Origin of the sequence: Lactimicrobium massiliense, from assembly GCF_900343155.1 — a bacterium.
Lineage (GTDB): Bacteria > Bacillota_I > Bacilli_A > Erysipelotrichales > Erysipelotrichaceae > Bulleidia > Bulleidia massiliensis.
Genome location: NZ_OUNG01000001.1, coordinates 175,608 through 194,089, shown reverse-complemented (window position 1 = coordinate 194,089; position 18,482 = coordinate 175,608). Strand labels below are relative to the sequence as shown.

Here is an 18,482-nt window from a genome sequence, read left to right as displayed (position 1 = left end):
TGCTTTCAAAATGAAGCTTTGCTATAATCGGAACGTTGAAACAGAGAGGGGGTTTGGAAGATGGCTAGAGTTGTCGTAAAAGAAAACGAGAACCTTGATGATGCGCTGCGCCGTTTCAAGCGTCAGGTATCCCGCAATGGAACCCTCGCTGAAGCTCGCAAGAGAGAGTATTATGTCAAGCCGGGCGTCAAGAGGAAGCTGAAGTCTGAAGCTGCACGCAAGGCACGCAGAAGAGGTAAGTAAAAGATGAAGCGAAAGCTTCTCTTTTTTTATACAATTGAAGCAGGTGAATTGACAGGAGGCATACAGCTTTGAAAGAAAAGAGAACACTGGCAGTTGAGGATCTGGGCGCGGATGAAGCAGCAGCTCTGCTTGGGGCAAATGACCGCAATCTGCAGATCATCAGTGATGCATTTGATACAAGAGTGAGTTTCCGGGATCATACCTTCATGCTTGATGCATGCGAACATGATACCCTTTCGCAGATTGAAAAGGTGCTGCAGGCTCTGCGGCAGATCAGCAGTTCTGGAAAAGAAGTCAGTGAGCAGAATGTGCGCTATGCCATCCGCCGCATCCAGTCACACCAGGATGTCCAGTTTTCCAACTTTGAAACCGTGACCGTATGCCGTACATTTTCCGGCCGTCCCATTTATCCCAAGACCCAGGGACAGTACGACTTTGTCAAAGCTATGGCAGAAAAACCGGTTGTTTTTGCCATCGGGCCTGCCGGTACCGGCAAAACGTTCCTGGCAGTCAGTGCTGCCGTTGCTGCACTGAAGAAGGAAGAAGTACGCCGCATTGTCCTGACCCGTCCGGCTGTGGAAGCAGGTGAAAGCCTTGGCTTTCTTCCTGGTGATCTGAAAGAAAAAGTCGATCCGTATCTGACACCGTTATATGATGGTCTGCATGAAATGCTTGGCAATGAGCAGACAGAAAGACTGATGGAAAAGGGAACCATTGAAATTGCTCCGCTGGCCTATATGCGCGGCCGTACCCTCAACGATGCCTTCGTTATTCTTGACGAGGCACAGAATACAACAAGTTCCCAGATGAAGATGTTCCTAACCAGACTTGGTTTTCATTCTCATATGGTCATCACAGGTGATGTCACCCAGATTGATCTGAATGAAAGAGTGGAGAGCGGTCTTCTTTCAGCACGGAGAATTCTGTCAGGTATGGATGATATCGCCATCCTTGAACTCAGTGCTGATGATGTCGTCCGGCATCCACTGGTTCAGAAAATCATTGAAAGGTACAGCCGCTTTGAAAGGCATTAAGTCAAGCTGAAAAGATTTGATATCTCATCATTCATTTGTACCAGCAGGAAAACAAATGTATTCCCCCCATGATTCCTAGAGCGTTGTCGAAAACTCTTAGGAGTACAGGCAACGCTCTTTTCTCTGTGCTCCTCATTTCATAATCCCCCCACTTTTTCGCTGTCAACTCTTGACAAAATTTCAAGCGTGCCCTGCTCGCTTCGCTCGCTTTTCTTGAAAAGGTGGGAGGTGAGTGAAATGCTCAAACATATCTCTTCGTCCCTGGAATATCGTGCTTTCCTTAGGGATGAAAAAGATCATCTTGGTTATGCTCAGCTTAAACGACTGGATACTTCTAAGTTCCATTCTGCTTTGCATAAGCTTCGGAAGCTGGACGTCGATCTTGCCGTAGATGTTCTGTTTCCTCTCTACTCTGTTACCGGCCGTCCGGCTCATGACCCCGCTGTGCTCATCCGGTCCTTCATTCTCATGCAGCACCTCGGGTATTTGTCCATTCATAACTGGTGTGCAGATCTGTCTTCTGATTTTCTGCTTCAATGGCTGATTGGCTCTTTCTCTCCGCCTGGTCCTGCTTCTCATTACGACTTTATCAATCGTTTAACGCACTCAGATCCACATCTCTCTGATCTGCTGCAGCAGGGTTACTATACGAAGCCTTCTCAAAAGAAACCCAAGAACCATGACAAGCTGATTAACTATTCACATTCCGAAACCTTATTTCTCGCTGACAAATATAAAAACGGCGCCGAATGGGATCGGGATCGGATGATCTACACACTTCAGTCTCTCTTCAATGCACTGGCTGTGATTCCTTCTTCCGACATGGGATTCATTGAGTCGAATAATCTCATCTTGTCCGGAGAGGGTTCTTCGCTTCACATCCACGCCTCTCCATTTGGCCACAAAGTCAAATTGGATAAGGATGGAAATCCTCTCGTCCGCTATTCTGCACCTGACGCTGACATCGGATGGGACAGTGATCTTGAGTCCTACTATCTCGGCTACACTCTTTACAACATCTCGTACCACAATCCCCATAGATCAGTAGACTTGCCTATCTATATCGATCTTGAGAAAGCCTCACGGCACGATGCTTTGACCACCATATCTGCCTCAGCACGTCTGTTTGACATGAATCCCGATATCCACCCGCGATACATGTGCTTTGACGCAGCTTCTGACAGTCTTGCCATCTTTCAGTTCTTCCGTCACAAGAATATTATTCCAATCATCGACCGCAATCAACGGTCTGCTGGGGACAATCCCTTTGATAAGTTCAAGCTGAATGAGAATGGCGTGCCTGTTTGTCCGAATGGAACACCGATGTATGACTATGGCTACGACATTCAGAGAAAGCGCAGAAAATTCCGCTGCCCACTCAGGATGAATAAGATTTCCTCCTGTCCATTTGCGAATGAGTGCAGTTCTTCCGCTTATGGAAGAACGATATACGTCAATGACGGTGATGACATCCGGCTCTTCGGACCTGTTCCATACAGGTCTGAAAAGTGGAAAGAGATTTACCGGAACAGAACTTCGACAGAAAGAATGAACACCAGAATCCTGAACGACTATCATCTTCACCAGATGAAAATCCGTAATGGATCCAAGCATGCTTTCTTCGCAATCTTTGCCGGCATCAATATCCATCTTGATGCCTGGATAAAGGATGAGCTGTAAGCATTGAAGATTCAGTTTTGAAAGAACGAGTTCCAAAGTTGTTTTTATTGCGCCTTGGCCGCAATTTTTTATATCTCCGGCTTCTCAGCCGTCAGATACCTATCAGTTGCCTTCCGGGTTTTCGACACTACTCTCCTATTCTTGCAGCATTGAAGATGCATATACTGAAATAATTTAATGGCGAACAAAAAAACGATCTTACGTTGTTGAATGTATCCGGTTACATTACTATACTAATTAGTAAATCAAGGATTTCTGTAAAAATGTAAAGGAGATTATTATATGATGGGGCGATACAAGAATGGAGACAGGGGCTATTGGCGCATATAACATTACAAGAACCAGGATGGCTTTTTCAATTTTTTATCTAACAGATAGTGCAGGTTTACCCACAATCATGCCAGAAGCCTCAAAAGAAAACGGTTATTCTACTGCTGGAGTTTATGGTTATAATCAATCTTCTGCAGGCACTGCATCTGGCTACTGGAGTCCTGACAGTGTGTATGAATCTGGCGTATTACCAGCATCTGACTATCTGAAGTAAGAATATAAGGGCGGTGTTTTCATTGCCCTTGTTTTTGCAAAGGAGGCTGTGATGAAAAAGAAAAACAATGTCATATTTATTATGGCTGGGATCTTTCTGCTTTGCGTCTTTGCCTATGTAAACCGCTCCTTTCTCAAAAACAGTCTTTTATCATTAATTCCATCGAAGACTGCCAAAGCCATAGAGCCTACTCCATATCCTGAAGATCACCTGTTAGAGTCGATACATAACGGTTATCTGGAAGTGATGAAGAATCCCAAAGCGGGAATCAATCAATATGAAAACAAAGCGATTCAACGGATCTATGAAAGAGACAAGAACCTTAACGAATATGAAGCCAAAGATTTTTCGGATGTGCAGACAGGCAATCTGCAATTGAAAATCATCGATTATTTTGTGAGCGACAATATGGAAGAAGCCAGTGATGGAAAAGTTACAGGTGAGGGGTTAAATAAACATTCCTTTGGTTATAACATGGCATTTGATGACGATGGCAGGCTGAAGCCGCAATATACATTACTGACGGTAGATATGGATATAACAAATACAGGCGAAATCGTTCATTATATGTCGACGTATTGGGATTTTCTGACGGTATATATTCTGGATGATCAGGGAGAATGGTATTATTGGAATAAAAAGAGTTCATACCTTAGAAAAGAAGAAGACAGCTTTGTGGAAATGGGACCAAATAATTATGTGATCTATGATTTGCAGAATGGCGAAACGAAAACGGTACGCTACATATTTGCTATTCCCAAAGAAGTGTTTGATACCGGTCTCCATATCGGCTTGTTGGCAACAACATCGGCTCCTTTAATGGAAACCCATGATGAGGATGCATATACGATGTGGATGCTTAGAGGAATTCAATGAGAGTTTTGATTCTTCAGCCAAGGAGTGTAATCATGGAAAAGCTATTGAAAATTGACTTGAAACGGATTCTTCACAGCAGGCGTTTCTGCATTTTGATATTGGTTGAGATTGCAGTTGTTGTGCTCTCATATGTTTGGAATACATATCCCTATGGACAAACGCTTTGGAATGTGGCGAAACAGCCTTTTGCACCGGCACCGGAATTTCATGTGAGCTGGCTTGAAGCTTATTATCCTTTTACCTGGTATGATAAATGGATTGGCGCTGGTATGGGGGATTCGATTTTGGACCATTTCTATTTCATTGCGATGCCGCTGTGCGCGGCTTTTGCCATGGGAGACTATGTCACAAAAGACCATACGACAGGATATGTGAAACAAGTGTTCCTGCACGTTGGCAGAAAACAATACTATGCGGAAAAGGGAGTATGCAGTTTCCTTGTTGGTGGAATTACCATTCTGATACCGCTGATTGTTAACATTTTCCTGAATGCTGCTCAGTTTTCTTCTCTTGTACCGATGGTGGAACAGGGATTTGGGGTAGTCGTCCATGGGCATGTATTCAGCAGGCTGTACTATTCCCATCCGTTCATTTATATTCTGATTTATCTTTTCAACAGTTTTATGTATGGCGGTGCATTCTCGGTGCTTGCCTGTGCGGTTGGAATATTTGTTTCCAATGCATTTATTCCTCTTCTGTTTCCGTTTCTGGTCTATTTATTTCAGAATTCTCTGATGACAGCCCTGCAGCATCCTGAATTTGCGTTTGATGCATTGATCACAATGAATCGCGCCTATATCAGTTCTTATCTGTTTTGTCTGCTGGGGGCATTGTGTATTCTGGTACCTGGAATTCTGGGACTTGTTTATGCAGGCAGAAATGATGAGACGATCGGATAGGAGGCAGAACAAATGCTGAAGAAAATCATTATTGGTGTTGTGACAGTATTTTTTGCCTTTTGTTCCATTCTGATTGTGAAGCAGCATATTCGTTATCCCAGGGGCACGCAGGTGGTGTATGCAATGCAGGAACCATTTACAATCGGACCCTTTCAATTGGAAGTGACTGATGTTGAGGGACTTTCATTGACGGAATTTTGCGATTTGTATGACCTGCATATGAAAGAAGAGGACTTTGAGGCTTCTTATAATATACAGGTGATCCTGGCGAGACTGCGGGTGACAAATCAATCCGAGAATGAACAGAATGTTCCTTTTTCAGGCGTGATGATCAGCTCGCCGGATTATGCCAACAGTATAGAATTATTCTCGTCTATGGATATTAACGATATTGGGGAGGAGGGGCTTGTTTTGCAGCCGCAGGAAACAAGGGAAATCCTGCTGCCCTATATTGAATATGGTGATAATTATGGCGTAGCTGAGGGGAGTCTTCTGGATCAGGTTCCTCTGCGTCTGAGTTTCAGGCTCTATCCTGAAAAGACGGTGGTAAAGCTGAATGACCTTTGGTGAAATTATGCATAAAGGAAAAAGTTTTGGGCAGGAAATTTTGAAATTATCATCGCGTGACATCCGCACCGGCATCTATCAGAACAGATGGAAATATCTTTGGGCAATTCCGTTGATTCTCATTTTCTTCTTTAATTTCCGTGAGCATGTCAATGGTTTCTTTAGCTATTGGCCGCATCAGTTTGAACCCAGCTATATGGATTTCTGCCTGTACCTGTTCAAAGGAAAAGTGTTTACACTGCCGGATCCACATGTAAAGTATGAAATACCGATCATGTGGCTGACGACACAGATGTATGCCCTGTATATCATTGGCAGCTATCCAAGCGATGACAGAACCAGGCTGGGACAGCAGTATCTTCTGCGGTGCACCCATTCGACAAGCTGGTATCTGGCGAAGATGATTTACGGCCTTGTTTCTATCGGTTTATTTTATCTGGAAATTCTTGTCATCGCGTTTTTACTGACAGTTCCGATATCAAAAGAAGTATTTACAGCACATCCTGAGCTTGTGCGGATGTGCTCCAATATCCATCTGGAAAGACATACAGCTTTGGATCTGTACCGGAGCGTCTTTGTGATGCCGTGGCTGACGGCGGAAACGATGGGACAGGCATATATCTTCCTGCAGCTGTTAATCCGGCCCGCCTATGCATTTCTGGCATCACTGTTATATATCCTTTGCTCGGATTTCTATATGTCCAAATTTCTGATCGGGAACTATTCCATGATTGTAAGAAATGTGCAGGAAAATACCTTTGACGGTATGACAATGGATAGCGTGGATCCGGCTGCCGGCATATGGATTGAACTATTGTGTATAGCAGTTTTCTGGGCTGTCGGGAAGTTTATTCTGAAGAAATACGACTATCTGGAAAGAGAGTGAGAGAGATGACGCGGATCAATGTAGTAAACTATAGCAAAATCATCAAAGGCAGAGTCATTCTGGAAGATGTAAATTTATCTCTGGAAAGCGGCAGAATCTATGGCCTGAAGGGAGTAAATGGCAGCGGCAAGACGATGCTGCTGAGAGCACTTTGCGGGCTGATCTATCCAACCAGCGGCTATGTGGAAGTGGATGGCGAAAAGCTGAGGAAAAATATCTCTTTCCCGCGGTCTGTAGGTGCCCTGATTGAATCACCTGCTTTTCTTGACAACTTTACCGGATATAAAAATCTGGAAATGATTGCCTCTCTCAAGGAAATTGCTTCCCGACAGGACATTGAAGAGGCTTTGGCAGAGACAGGGCTTGATCCTCATGATGCAAGAACATACAAAAAGTATTCACTTGGCATGAAGCAGAAGCTCGGTCTGGCGTGCTGCTTCATGGAGAAACCGGATATCATCCTGCTGGATGAACCGTTTAATGCCCTGGATGAGGAAAGTGTTGAGAAAATCAAGAAAATCATGATCAGGCATAAGGAAAGGGGTGCATTGATTGTCCTTGCCTGCCATGATGGCCAGTCTTTACTGTCATTGTCGGATGAGATCTACAATGTCGTGGAAGGAAGGGTAACCAAAGCAGACAAGGATACTTCTGGTCAGGACTGAATGCAGGAAGGATGCGGGCGTGATCCTGTACCTTCCTGTTTTCTTTTGGAGAAGTTACACGCTTTGAGCCAGATTGACTACAATGAAGAAGAAAAAGCGATGAAAGATGCACGGTGTCATGTATCTGCCTGCGTGATTGCATCGCTGAAGGAGTTATGAATTCTATGGAACAGCAGTCTCTCTTTGATGATACGAGTTCCTCCAGACCGCTTGCCGACCGTATGCGGCCATCGGATTTATCAGAATATATAGGCCAGCAGCAGCTGCTTGGCAAAGGAAAAATCCTGCGCAGGATGATTGAGACTGACGAGGTTCAGTCCATGATTTTCTGGGGACCTCCCGGCACTGGCAAAACAACGCTTGCCCGCATTATTGCCCATTCCACCCGATCAGATTTTATCAATTTTTCTGCTGTTACTTCCGGTATTAAGGAAATCCGCCAGGTGATGGACAAGGCAGAGCAAAGCAGGAAAATGGGCAGAAAGACCATCCTGTTTGTAGATGAGATTCATCGTTTCAACAAGGCCCAGCAGGATGCGTTTCTTCCCTATGTAGAGCGCGGTTCTGTCATTCTGATCGGAGCTACCACGGAAAATCCTTCTTTTGAGCTGAATAACGCTCTGCTGTCCCGCTGCAGGGTATTTGTGCTGGAACCATTGTCAAAAGAAAGTCTGGTGCAGATTGAAAAGCATGCCCTGACGGATGAAAGGGGATTTGGCACATGGCAGGTGACGATCGATGACAGCCTGCTTGAATTGATTGCCTCTTATGCAAACGGAGATGCCAGAACCGCTTTGAATACCCTGGAGCTTTCGGTCATGAACGGTGCCGGTTCAGGCAGAGAGTCCGTTGTGACTAAAGAGATTGTCGATCAGTGCATTCAGGAAAAGACACTGCTGTATGACCGCAATGGCGAGGAACACTATAATCTGATTTCTGCACTTCATAAATCCATGCGGAATTCGGATGCGGATGCAGCTGTCTACTGGCTGGCAAGAATGCTGGAAGCGGGAGAAGATCCACAGTATATTGCCAGGCGTGTTGTCCGCTTTGCCTCAGAAGACATCGGCATGGCAGATTCGGGAGCACTCACCGTTGCGATCAATGCCTATCATGCCTGTCAGTTTCTTGGCATGCCGGAATGCTCTGTCCATCTGACCCATGCTGTGGTGTATTGTGCCATTGCCCCCAAATCAAATGCTTTATACCTTGCGTATACAAAAGCTGCCCAGGATGCCAGACACATGGAAGCAGAACCGGTTCCTCTGGCTTTGCGCAATGCCGAAACAAATCTGATGAAGAATCTTGGCTATGGGCGTGATTACCAGTATGCCCATGACTACAAGGAACATATTACCGGTCTGCAGTGTCTGCCGGATTCTCTGGAGGGGATCCACTATTATGTTCCGACAGACCAGGGACTTGAAAAGCGTGTGCAGGCACGCAAGCAGGAACTTGACCGTCTTCGCATGGAGATGCGGAATAACCAGCACCAGAAGCCGCATTGAAGCATCTGAGGAAAACAGCTTTATACCAGAAATTGATACGCTGCCATGTCAAAAGTGATTGACAATCTGGCAGCGCTTTCATAGAATAATAACTGTAAACGTTTCCGGTAATGTTTACAACGGTTAGACAGGAGGCCCGGATGACAACAATCAAGGATATTGCAAGGCTTTCCGGGTACAGTATCGGGACAATCTCAAGAGTGCTGAACAATCATCCTGATGTATCGGAAGAAACACGTAAAAAGGTACAGGAGGTCATTGAACGCGAAGGCTATCAGCCCAACAGCAATGCCAAGCTGCTCAAGCAGAGAACGTATTCCAGTATTACGATTCTGGTCAAAGGACGCATGAATGTCTTCTTTGGATCCATTGTTGAAAACATTCAGACACTGCTGAGAGAGAATGGCGAAGAAGCAGTGGTGGAGTACATTGATGACTTTGCCAACGAAGTGCTTGCGGCAGTGCAGATCTGTCTGGAAAGAAGGCCGAAAGGGCTGATCTTCCTTGGCGGCAACATCGAGTATTTTCGCCATGATTTTGGCAAGATTGAGGTGCCGTCGGTACTGCTGACTAACAGTGCGGCAGGTCTTGGCTTCGATAACCTTTCATCCTTCACAACGGATGATACGGCAGCTTCTCAGGAAGCCATCGATTATCTGATCCGGGCAGGACATACACGGATCGGCATCATCGGTGGTTCCGCCAATGAAACAGATGAAGGCCACATCGACTTCCAGAGACTGGCAGGCTGTGAAAAAATCTTTGCCCGCCACAAGATCCCGTTTGATCCTGCACTGCAGTATCAGCCATGCAGATTCTCTCTGCGCGACGGCTATGAGGCTGCTGATATTCTTCTGCACCGTGATCCGTCTTTGACGGCAATCTTTGCCATGGGCGATATTATTGCCCTTGGTGCCATGCGGGCTGCTGTTGACAGCGGCCGGCGCATACCGGATGATCTGTCACTGATCGGCTATGATGGCATTTCCTATGCCAGGTATTCCATTCCGCGTCTTTCGACCATTCGCCAGGATGCGCAGAACATTGCCCGCAGGGGCGTGGAAGACCTGCTGCTGAGAATCAATTACGACCGCAGACCTGTTCATGAAACGGTTGGGTTCAGGGTCATCGCCGGTGAGACAGTCAAGCCATTGAAAAAGGCTTACTGAGGGAAGGAAGAACCCTCTGCCAGCAAACGGAAAGCAGGGCATTTGTCGCGGACCGTTTCAAAATTCTTTCACTGTTTGAAAGGGGCAAAAAAACATGTCAACAGTAGAGTTAAAGCACATCGAAAAAATCTATCCAAACACCGAAGGCAAGAAGAAACATCATCATGAGAAGAAGACAAATCTCAAGGTGACAGAAGAAGGCGTTGTTGCCGTTGAAGACTTCAACCTTTCGATCGCGGATCATGAGTTCATTGTTCTGGTCGGTCCTTCCGGATGCGGCAAGTCCACAACCCTGCGTATGGTTGCCGGCCTTGAGGAAATCACCAAGGGTGATCTTCTGATTGACGGCAAGAGAATGAATGATGTTCAGCCTAAGGACCGTGATATCGCCATGGTCTTCCAGAACTACGCACTGTATCCGCATATGACGGTGCGTCAGAATCTGGAATTCCCGCTGAAACTGCGCAAACTGCCGAAGGATGAAATTGATAAGAAAGTCAATCAGGCTGCTGAAACGCTGGGCATCACCCAGTATCTGGACAGAAAGCCAAAGGCTTTGTCCGGCGGCCAGAGACAGAGAGTTGCCATCGGACGTGCGATTGTCCGTGATCCGAAAGTACTGCTGATGGATGAGCCGCTGTCCAACCTCGACGCCAAACTGAGAAACCAGATGCGTGCTGAGATCATCAAGCTGCGTCAGAGAATCGATTCCACCTTCATGTATGTCACCCATGACCAGACCGAAGCCATGACCCTCGGCGACCGTATCGTCGTCATGAAGGATGGCCGCATCCAGCAGGTTGGCACACCGCAGGAAGTCTATGATCATCCGCGCAACCTGTTCGTTGCAGGCTTCATCGGCATGCCGCAGATGAACTTCTATGATGGCCGTCTTGTCAAGGATGCCAATGGCAAATATGCTGTAACGGTTGGTGCTGCCAAGGTTGTTCTTTCTGAAGACAAGCAGAAGAACCTGGCTGCTCACAATGTGGCAGAACAGGATGTCACCGTCGGTGTCAGACCGGATCATATCTCTCTTGAGAATGTACCGGGTGCCATGATTGAAGGCAAGGTAGATGTTTCGGAAATGATGGGCTCTGCTTACCATCTGCATATCAATGCGGAGGGCCATGACAGCATCATCATTGTGCCGACTCTTGATCTCGATGGCAGACACTATCAGCTTGGCGATACCGTTGCCTTTACATTCTCCGGCAACGTTGTCCATGTCTTTGGCAAAGAATCCGGACTGAATCTGGAATTCGCTGACTGAAAGCACTATACTGACAATCACAAAGTCAGGGAGCACGTTGATGGCGTGCTCCCTTTTCAAACAAGAGGTGTTTTATGCGGCAGTACGACAATTATATTTTTGATTTCTACGGCACCCTGGTGGATATCCTGACAGATGAAGAGAGCCAGGACCTGTGGCGGCGCATGGCTGAATTCTACAGCTGCTATGGCGCTGACTACAAGCCAAAGATCCTGCATGAAGAATATCTGATGATGGTTCATGATGAAGAAAACATCCTGCGCAGAAAGAAACAGTGCAATGATGTCGAGATCAATCTTGGCCGCGTTTTTGCAAGACTGCTGCTGGAATCCCCGTTCAATCATTACGTATCGCTGTCTGTCTGCGGCAGAAACGTCTATGATCTGCGCCGCCGGGCACACTCAGAAACGATTGATGAAATTGCAGGCAGCGAGTGGGCCATTGCGGTCGGCAACTTCTTCCGCATCCTTTCACGCAAACATCTGCGCGTATATCCCCATACATCTGCCGTATTGCGCAATCTGAAACGGCGTGGAGCCAGAGTCATCCTGTTTACCAATGCCCAGTCTTTGTTTACAATGCCTGAGATCGATGCCTCCGGCCTGAAGCGCTATTTTGACGCCATTTATATCTCATCTGACTATGGCCTGCGCAAACCAGCAGCTTCCTTCCTGCAGCAGCTGGTCAAAGAACAGGAACTTGAGACTGCCAATACGCTGCTGATCGGCAATGAAGTGGATACGGATATCCGCTGTGCCCTGTCAGAAGGCATGGATACTGTCCTGCTTCATGGCTCTCATGAGGATGAAAAAAAGCTGCGCAGTCTTCTGGGGCAGATGACAGGTACAGTGCCCATGGTGAAAACGGCAGCCGATATCAGAATTCTTGAAACAGAAAAATCAGAACAGTGATTACTGTTCGATAACAGCAGTGCTTTCAGCGGATCCGCCGGGCACTGCTTTTTTCATGATGAGCCAGGAAATGACAGCACTGAGTGCTTCACTCACCCAGAAGGCATGGAAGACACCTGCCGCGCCAAACAGATGTGACAGAAGGAAGGCGAGCGGCACAATCAGAATCACATACCGGAATAAAGAAATCCACAATGACTGGGTGCCCTTGGATAAACCTTCCAGAGCACCAGAGGCGGTCACGGAAACAGCCGATACAATGAAGCCTGCAGCAATGATGCGCAATGCCTGGCTGCCAGCCCGGATGGTTTCTGTATTGGATGTAAACAGGCCCATCAGCCAGTCAGGATATGCCATGAAAAGGAACGTGCCGGCACCCATCAGAATCAATATCATGACCAGCACAATCGAGATGATCTTCTTCACACGGTCATATTCTTGGGCACCATAGTTAAAGCCAAGCAGGGGCCGCATACCCTGAATGATGCCGGAGGAAGGCAGATAGAGGAATGTCTGCAGTTTGTAATAAATGCCAAGCACCAGAATATAGACCGGCGCAAACCGGGCAAGAATGCCATTGAGGCACGTGATCAGAAGGGATGGAAGCGCCAGATTCAACGTGGCCGGAATACCCACAGCATAGATTCTTCCGGCCATCTTTGCATCGTCTTTGCAGCGGTGCATGCCAACATGTACAGGCAGCGGGCGGCGGTGATTGCGGATGATGTAGATCAGCAGGCTTACCATCTGGCCAAGACCGGTTGCCAGAGCTGCACCTTCCATGCCCATTCTGGGAAAGAAGCCAATGCCAAAGATCAGGACAGGATCCATGACGATATTAAACAGACATCCTGCTGCCAGGGATACCACTGTCACATTCATCTGTCCCACAGCCTGGAACACTTTTTCAAAGGCAATGCCGCTGTTACTGACAAAGCTGAAAGCAAACGCCACAACGGCATAGCGCACACCATAAGAAATAATCTGCGCATTGTCTGTAAACATGGCCAGAAACCCTGGCATGACAAGAGTTCCCAGTATGCCAAGTACAAGGCCGTGCACAACCGAAAGCCGCATGCCAAGTGAAGCAGCCTGATCTGCCTTTTTCTGCTTTCCGGCACCAAGATAAAACGAAATGATGGCATTGATGCCGACACCATAGCCAATCGCAGCAGCCCCGATCAGGTTCTGGATGGGATATACCAGTGATAATGCGCTCATTGCATCCTCACCCATCTTCGCCACAAAAAAACTGTCGACAATGTTATAAAGACTGTTAACCAGCATTGACAGCATCATCGGAATGGTCATGGTCAGTATCAGCGGTACCAAAGGCCGCTCTTTCATTGTATTTCCCTGCATCATATCCCTCCTTTTGGCCAAAAAAAATCCACATGGCCTGATGTCGTGTGGCGAAAAGGTGATTGTTCATCCGGAAAAATCCACTCGTGTTTTTTCGGCTGTATTATACAAAATGAAGCTGGTGTGTCAAGGCATGCTTGCACCGCACATCAGGAAAGCATACCATACATGCAAAGGAGAGCAGTGTATGCACAAGATTGAACTCAAAGAAGAAGACAGCTCCATGGCAGTCGGCGTACTGACCGCCGGTATTTTTACGGTTATTTTGGTCATGTACCTGTTCAGCTCAAAGGAAACCAAAGAGGCAGCAGGCGCCATGATCTGGCTGGTACTGACTGTTGCGCTCATCGGCTGGGGACTGATTTATGATCATTATAAATCCGGCATGATCTTTGAAGAGGATGGGATCCGCCTGGTACAGGCATTTGGCAAAAATCACTACTGGGCATATTCTGATGTCAGTGAAGTGATTGCCAGAAAAAAGATGTTCATGATCTATGATGCCAGCGGCAGGCGGGCAGCCGTTTTCGGTGCCCGTCTGGACAAACATCCGGAAATTGTGGATCTGCTGGAAGAAAAACATGTGCCGCTGCAGATGCTGGATGTGCATACGAAAAATCAATAAATCCTGTTTTGCATCCGGGTTGATGGGCAACAGTGCGCAGGAAGGAAACAGGCAGCTGTGCTATCATTAAGAAAAGCAGATATCTGCATGGGAAGAAGGAGAGAATATGGAAGAGAGCAGAATTGCAATGCTTGCCATTGTCGTAGAAGACACCAACCAGGTCAGCAGCCTGAATGAAATCCTGCATGAATACAGTCAGTATATTATCGGCCGGATGGGACTGCCTTATCCCAAACGGAATATTTCACTGATCTCAATTGCCATGGATGCGCCGGGTGATGTCATTTCTGCACTGTGCGGCAGACTGGGCAATCTCAGCGGCATTACCGTCAAAGCAGCATATTCCCGTTTGTAAGCATAGAGGGAAAAATCATGGAAATTACGATTTATAACCGTACCAATGAGGATGTGCAGGGATACCAGGCACTGTTTGAAAAGATTGGTGCAGCAGCTGAGAAACAGCTTCATCTGTCCCAGACATGCGAGATCAGTGTGACTTTTGTACGCTCTGCCGCGATTCATAAGATCAACCGGGATTACCGCGGCATTGACAGGCCGACAGATGTCATCAGCTTTGCCATCAATGACAGTCCGGATCTGATTGATGATGGTGAAAAAGATCTGGGCGATCTGTTCATCAATATCAACTATGCCCGCCGCCAGGAAAAGGAATACGGCCACAGCCTGAAGCGGGAAGTCTGTTTCCTGTTCACACATGGCCTGCTGCACTGCCTTGGCTATGACCACATGAAGCCGGAAGATGAAAAGGTCATGTTTGCCCTGCAGGAAAAGATTCTGGATCCGATTGTGCCGCGCGATGATCAATAAGTTTAAAGCTGCTTTTGCCGGTATCGCAGACGGCCTTGGCCACCGTTCTGTCCGTATCCAGTATGAACTTGCGGCATGTGCACTTGCGGCAGGCTGCATCATGAAACTGACTGCCGGGGAATGGGTGGCTGTCATCATCTGTATCGGCATGGTGATCACAGCTGAAATGCTCAACACATGCATCGAAAAAATCTGCGATATGTACAGCACGGAAATTGATGCACGCATCAAGGTAATTAAAGATATTGCGGCAGGTGCTGTGCTTGCGGCATCTGCGGCAGCCCTTGTGACGGCGATGGTCATTCTGGCAGTACATTTGAAAGGAAACATATGAGAAGTGGATTTGTTGCCCTGGCTGGCAGGCCGAATGCCGGCAAAAGTACTTTGATCAATGCCCTGGTCAAAGAAAAAGTAGCGATTGTTTCACCCAAGGCACAGACAACACGCTCTGAGATCAGAGGCATCTATACAGACTCTGACTGTCAGATTGTTTTCACGGATACACCCGGTATTCATAAGGCCAAGGACAGACTTGGCGCCAGAATGAACCGCGAATCCGCCGATGTCATCCAGGGCGTCGACCTGATTTATCTGGTCGTGGATGGCAGTGCACCATTCTCTTCCGGAGATGCCTATGTTCTCAACATGGTAAAGCAGGCAGGCGTACCTGTCTTTCTGATCCTGAATAAGGTAGATATGATGTCAAAGGAACAGATACTGCAGATTCTTGGCCAATGGCAGCAGCGCTATGACTTTGCCCAGTATTTTCCACTCAGTGCGAAATTTTCTTCCTCCTTTGAGGATCTGATCAAGACAACGGCATCCTATCTGCCTGAGGGCGGTCTGCTGTATGATGCCAAAGAAGTCACGGATGAACCTGAGAACTTCCGCATTGCGGAAATCATCCGTGAGAAGGTGCTGGAATGCACGGAAAAAGAAGTCCCGCATGCCTCTGCTGTCATTGTTGAAAGCAAGAAATTCACAAAAAAAGGCTGTGAGATTCAGGCTATGATCCTGGTGGAAAGAGAAGGCCAGAAGGGCATCATGATCGGCAAGGGCGGATCGATGCTCAAAAAGATCGGCTCCATGGCCAGAGTGGATCTGGAGAAGCTGCTGGGTGTCCATGTCTATCTGACACTGTTTGTCAGAGTAGAAAGCGAGTGGCGCTCCAAGGACGCCCGTATTTCTGAATACGGCTATGGCGGTGCCTTCCGCGATGAATGACCGTTTGGACGTCATCATTCTCAAACAGAGTGATTACCGGGAAAAAGATGTGCTTCTCAGCGTGCTGAGCAGAGAATATGGCAAGATCAGTTTTTCGGCGCCCGGTGCCCGGAAAATCACCAGCCGCAACGGTGCTTCACTGCTGCCATATACCTCTGCCAGCTTTCTTTTTGACTACCATCCCGGCAGGACCATGTTCCGGCTGCGCACAGCGGAAACCATTGCCCTGCGCCGCCATTTGCATGAAGACCTGGATGCTTCAGCAGGGGCTGCCGTGCTGTGTGAATGTGCGGATGCCTTACTGCTGCCAGGCGAGCAGAGCCTTTCTTCACAGATGTATGATCTGCTGAAACAAAGCCTGGACATGCTGGATCACGGTGATGACATGACGGCTGTGCTTGCTTTATATCTGGCTGATGTGCTGCGCATTTCCGGCATGGCACCGGACGTCGATGAATGCACGGTATGCGCAAAGAAAGAAGTCAGTGCCCTGTCCGTGCAGGCAGGGGGCTTTTTATGCCGCGATGATGCCGCCAGGCTTGGCGTGCCGCTTTCTCCAGCCGCTGATTTAAAGCGTTTCCGCCTCATCTGCAAAGCTGGTCTGCATCACTATGATGCCGTAATGCAGGCAGGGGGTGCCAGCTGGGATGATGTCACCACCCTGGTGGACTTTCTGCACCAGTACGGCGGCATCACGCTGCGCTCTTTTGCATTCCTGCAGGAGCTTTATGCACATTGAAAGGTAAAGAGGGAAGTGTTAAACTGTTAGCGTTTAACAAAATTTCAGGAGGATAGCATGGAAAAGGAAAAAACGTTTGATCTCATTGTCTCACATGCAAAAAATACAGGATTTGTATTTCAGGGATCCGAGATCTACGGCGGTCTGAGCAACACATGGGACTTTGGCCCCTATGGCGTCATGCTCAAGGATAATATCAAGCGCGCATGGCAGAAGAAGTTTATTCAGGAAGATCCCAACAATGTTGAGATTCAGGCAGCGATTCTGATGAATCCGAAGGTCTGGGAAGCATCCGGCCATCTCAAGGGATTCTCTGATCCGCTGATGGACTGCCGCGAGTGCCATACAAGACACCGCGCCGACCAGCTGATTGAAGAATGGTCCAATGGCAAGGTCAGCTGTGAAGGCTGGACCAATGAACAGATGGAAAAGTTCATTGAAGACAACAAGATTCCGTGCCCTGACTGCGGCAAGCATAATTTCACACCGATCCGTCAGTTCAATCTGATGTTCAAGACATTCCAGGGCACTGTCGAAGATGCCAAGAGCACCGTTTATCTGCGTCCGGAAACAGCCCAGGGCATGTTTGTTGATTTCAAGAACGTACAGCGTGCCTACCGCAAGAAGCTGCCGTTTGGCATCGGCCAGATCGGCAAGTCTTTCCGCAATGAGATTACACCTGGCAACTTTATTTTCCGTACCCGTGAATTTGAACAGATGGAAATGGAATTCTTCTGCTATCCGGGAGAGGATGACAAGTGGTTCCCTTACTGGCGGCAGTTCTGCATGGACTGGATCCTGTCTCTGGGCGGAACGAAGGAAATGCTGCGGTTCCGTGATCATGCCAAGGAAGAGCTGAGCTTCTATTCCAAGGCCACAACCGATATTGAGTATAAGTTCCCGTGGGGCTGGGGCGAGCTTTGGGGCATCGCTGACCGTACAGATTACGATCTGGGACGCCATCAGGAAGCTTCCGGCAAGGATCTGACCTATCTTGATCCGACCACCAATGAGAAGTTTTTGCCGTATGTCGTGGAACCGGCTGTCGGTGTGGAAAGACTGTTCTTCATGTTCTTCACTGATGCATATGATGAAGAAAAGCTGGAAAATGGCGATACCAGAATCGTCATGCATTTCCATCCGGTTCTGGCACCGGTCAAGGCAGCTATTCTGCCGCTGAAGAAGAAAGCACACAGTGAGAAGGCACAGGAGATTTACCGCTCTTTGTCCTATGATTTTGCTGTTGCATATGATGATGCTGGTTCAATCGGCAAACGCTACCGCCGTATGGATGAAGTAGGAACGCCTTACTGCATCACGGTGGATGATCAGACGATGGAAGACGGTACGGTAACCATCCGTGACCGTGATACCATGGCACAGGAAAGACTGAGCGTAGAGGAGGTCCGTTCCCGCATCAACAAGGCCATTCGTTTCTGATACTGATTA

Annotated in this window: 21 protein-coding genes; 20 read left to right on the top strand and 1 reads right to left on the bottom strand. The window is 47.6% G+C overall.

The annotated features are described in order from the left end of the window. The first annotated feature begins 60 nt into the window (after nt 1-60). The 13 genes from rpsU to DHU66_RS00915 all read left to right on the top strand — a co-directional run bounded on the left by rpsU (nt 61) and on the right by DHU66_RS00915 (nt 12,255). Nucleotides 61-243, top strand: a complete 183-nt coding sequence (rpsU, locus tag DHU66_RS00970) for a 30S ribosomal protein S21 (protein WP_108774035.1) — start codon at nt 61-63, stop codon at nt 241-243. A 68-nt stretch (nt 244-311) separates the two neighbouring features. Continuing rightward, nucleotides 312-1,277: a PhoH family protein gene (locus DHU66_RS00965; RefSeq protein WP_245309309.1), complete on the top strand. Its 966-nt coding sequence runs from the start codon at nt 312-314 to the stop codon at nt 1,275-1,277. Between the two features lie 237 nt (nt 1,278-1,514). Further along, a complete protein-coding gene (locus DHU66_RS00960) occupies nt 1,515-2,957 on the top strand; it encodes a transposase (RefSeq protein WP_108774034.1) in 1,443 nt (480 codons plus the stop codon). Nucleotides 2,958-3,258: 301 nt separating this feature from the next. Continuing rightward, a complete protein-coding gene (locus DHU66_RS11990; protein WP_135358279.1) occupies nt 3,259-3,501 on the top strand; it encodes a hypothetical protein in 243 nt (80 codons plus the stop codon). Between the two features lie 51 nt (nt 3,502-3,552). Beyond that, nucleotides 3,553-4,377, top strand: a complete 825-nt coding sequence (locus DHU66_RS00955) for a hypothetical protein (RefSeq protein ID WP_108774033.1) — start codon at nt 3,553-3,555, stop codon at nt 4,375-4,377. Between the two features lie 32 nt (nt 4,378-4,409). After that, nucleotides 4,410-5,276, top strand: a complete 867-nt coding sequence (locus DHU66_RS00950; RefSeq protein WP_108774032.1) for a hypothetical protein — start codon at nt 4,410-4,412, stop codon at nt 5,274-5,276. Between the two features lie 12 nt (nt 5,277-5,288). Next, nucleotides 5,289-5,846: a hypothetical protein gene (locus DHU66_RS00945; RefSeq protein WP_108774031.1), complete on the top strand. Its 558-nt coding sequence runs from the start codon at nt 5,289-5,291 to the stop codon at nt 5,844-5,846. Between the two features lie 37 nt (nt 5,847-5,883). Continuing rightward, entirely contained in the window at nt 5,884-6,729 is an 846-nt protein-coding gene (locus tag DHU66_RS00940; RefSeq protein WP_135358278.1) for a hypothetical protein, read from the top strand. A gap of 5 nt (nt 6,730-6,734) precedes the next feature. Beyond that, nucleotides 6,735-7,394: an ABC transporter ATP-binding protein gene (locus tag DHU66_RS00935; RefSeq protein WP_108774029.1), complete on the top strand. Its 660-nt coding sequence runs from the start codon at nt 6,735-6,737 to the stop codon at nt 7,392-7,394. A gap of 164 nt (nt 7,395-7,558) precedes the next feature. Further along, nucleotides 7,559-8,902, top strand: a complete 1,344-nt coding sequence (locus DHU66_RS00930; RefSeq protein ID WP_108774028.1) for a replication-associated recombination protein A — start codon at nt 7,559-7,561, stop codon at nt 8,900-8,902. A gap of 140 nt (nt 8,903-9,042) precedes the next feature. Continuing rightward, on the top strand, nt 9,043-10,071 hold the full coding sequence (locus tag DHU66_RS00925; protein WP_108774027.1) for a LacI family DNA-binding transcriptional regulator: 1,029 nt from the start codon (nt 9,043-9,045) through the stop codon (nt 10,069-10,071). Between the two features lie 94 nt (nt 10,072-10,165). Beyond that, complete coding sequence (locus tag DHU66_RS00920) at nt 10,166-11,344, top strand: ABC transporter ATP-binding protein (protein ID WP_108774026.1); 1,179 nt, start codon at nt 10,166-10,168, stop codon at nt 11,342-11,344. 74 nt (nt 11,345-11,418) lie between these two features. Continuing rightward, nucleotides 11,419-12,255 carry an HAD family hydrolase gene (locus DHU66_RS00915; protein ID WP_108774025.1) on the top strand — a complete coding sequence of 279 codons (837 nt, stop codon included), beginning with the start codon at nt 11,419-11,421 and terminating at the stop codon, nt 12,253-12,255. Here DHU66_RS00915 and DHU66_RS00910 read toward each other — a convergent pair whose 3' ends face one another. Next, complete coding sequence (locus tag DHU66_RS00910) at nt 12,256-13,620, bottom strand: MATE family efflux transporter (protein WP_209451708.1); 1,365 nt, start codon at nt 13,618-13,620, stop codon at nt 12,256-12,258. A gap of 184 nt (nt 13,621-13,804) precedes the next feature. Here DHU66_RS00910 and DHU66_RS00905 point away from each other — a divergent pair, with 184 nt between their 5' ends. The 7 genes from DHU66_RS00905 to DHU66_RS00875 all read left to right on the top strand — a co-directional run bounded on the left by DHU66_RS00905 (nt 13,805) and on the right by DHU66_RS00875 (nt 18,473). Then, the gene (locus DHU66_RS00905; protein ID WP_108774023.1) at nt 13,805-14,242 is read left to right on the top strand and encodes a hypothetical protein; all 438 of its coding nucleotides are present in this window, start codon (nt 13,805-13,807) and stop codon (nt 14,240-14,242) included. Nucleotides 14,243-14,348: 106 nt separating this feature from the next. After that, on the top strand, nt 14,349-14,597 hold the full coding sequence (locus tag DHU66_RS00900) for a TM1266 family iron-only hydrogenase system putative regulator (protein ID WP_108774022.1): 249 nt from the start codon (nt 14,349-14,351) through the stop codon (nt 14,595-14,597). Between the two features lie 17 nt (nt 14,598-14,614). Beyond that, nucleotides 14,615-15,070, top strand: coding sequence for an rRNA maturation RNase YbeY (gene ybeY / locus DHU66_RS00895; RefSeq protein WP_108774021.1), 456 nt, complete (start codon nt 14,615-14,617; stop codon nt 15,068-15,070). Then, nucleotides 15,060-15,404 carry a diacylglycerol kinase family protein gene (locus tag DHU66_RS00890; RefSeq protein WP_167836196.1) on the top strand — a complete coding sequence of 115 codons (345 nt, stop codon included), beginning with the start codon at nt 15,060-15,062 and terminating at the stop codon, nt 15,402-15,404. The genes ybeY and DHU66_RS00890 overlap by 11 nt, the downstream gene beginning before the upstream one ends. Beyond that, a complete protein-coding gene (era, locus tag DHU66_RS00885; RefSeq protein ID WP_108774019.1) occupies nt 15,401-16,294 on the top strand; it encodes a GTPase Era in 894 nt (297 codons plus the stop codon). Before DHU66_RS00890 ends, era begins: the two co-directional genes overlap by 4 nt. Beyond that, a complete protein-coding gene (recO, locus tag DHU66_RS00880; protein WP_167836195.1) occupies nt 16,287-17,033 on the top strand; it encodes a DNA repair protein RecO in 747 nt (248 codons plus the stop codon). The genes era and recO overlap by 8 nt, the downstream gene beginning before the upstream one ends. Before the next feature lie 57 nt (nt 17,034-17,090). Then, the gene (locus DHU66_RS00875) at nt 17,091-18,473 is read left to right on the top strand and encodes a glycine--tRNA ligase (RefSeq protein WP_108774017.1); all 1,383 of its coding nucleotides are present in this window, start codon (nt 17,091-17,093) and stop codon (nt 18,471-18,473) included. Nucleotides 18,474-18,482: the final 9 nt, after the last annotated feature.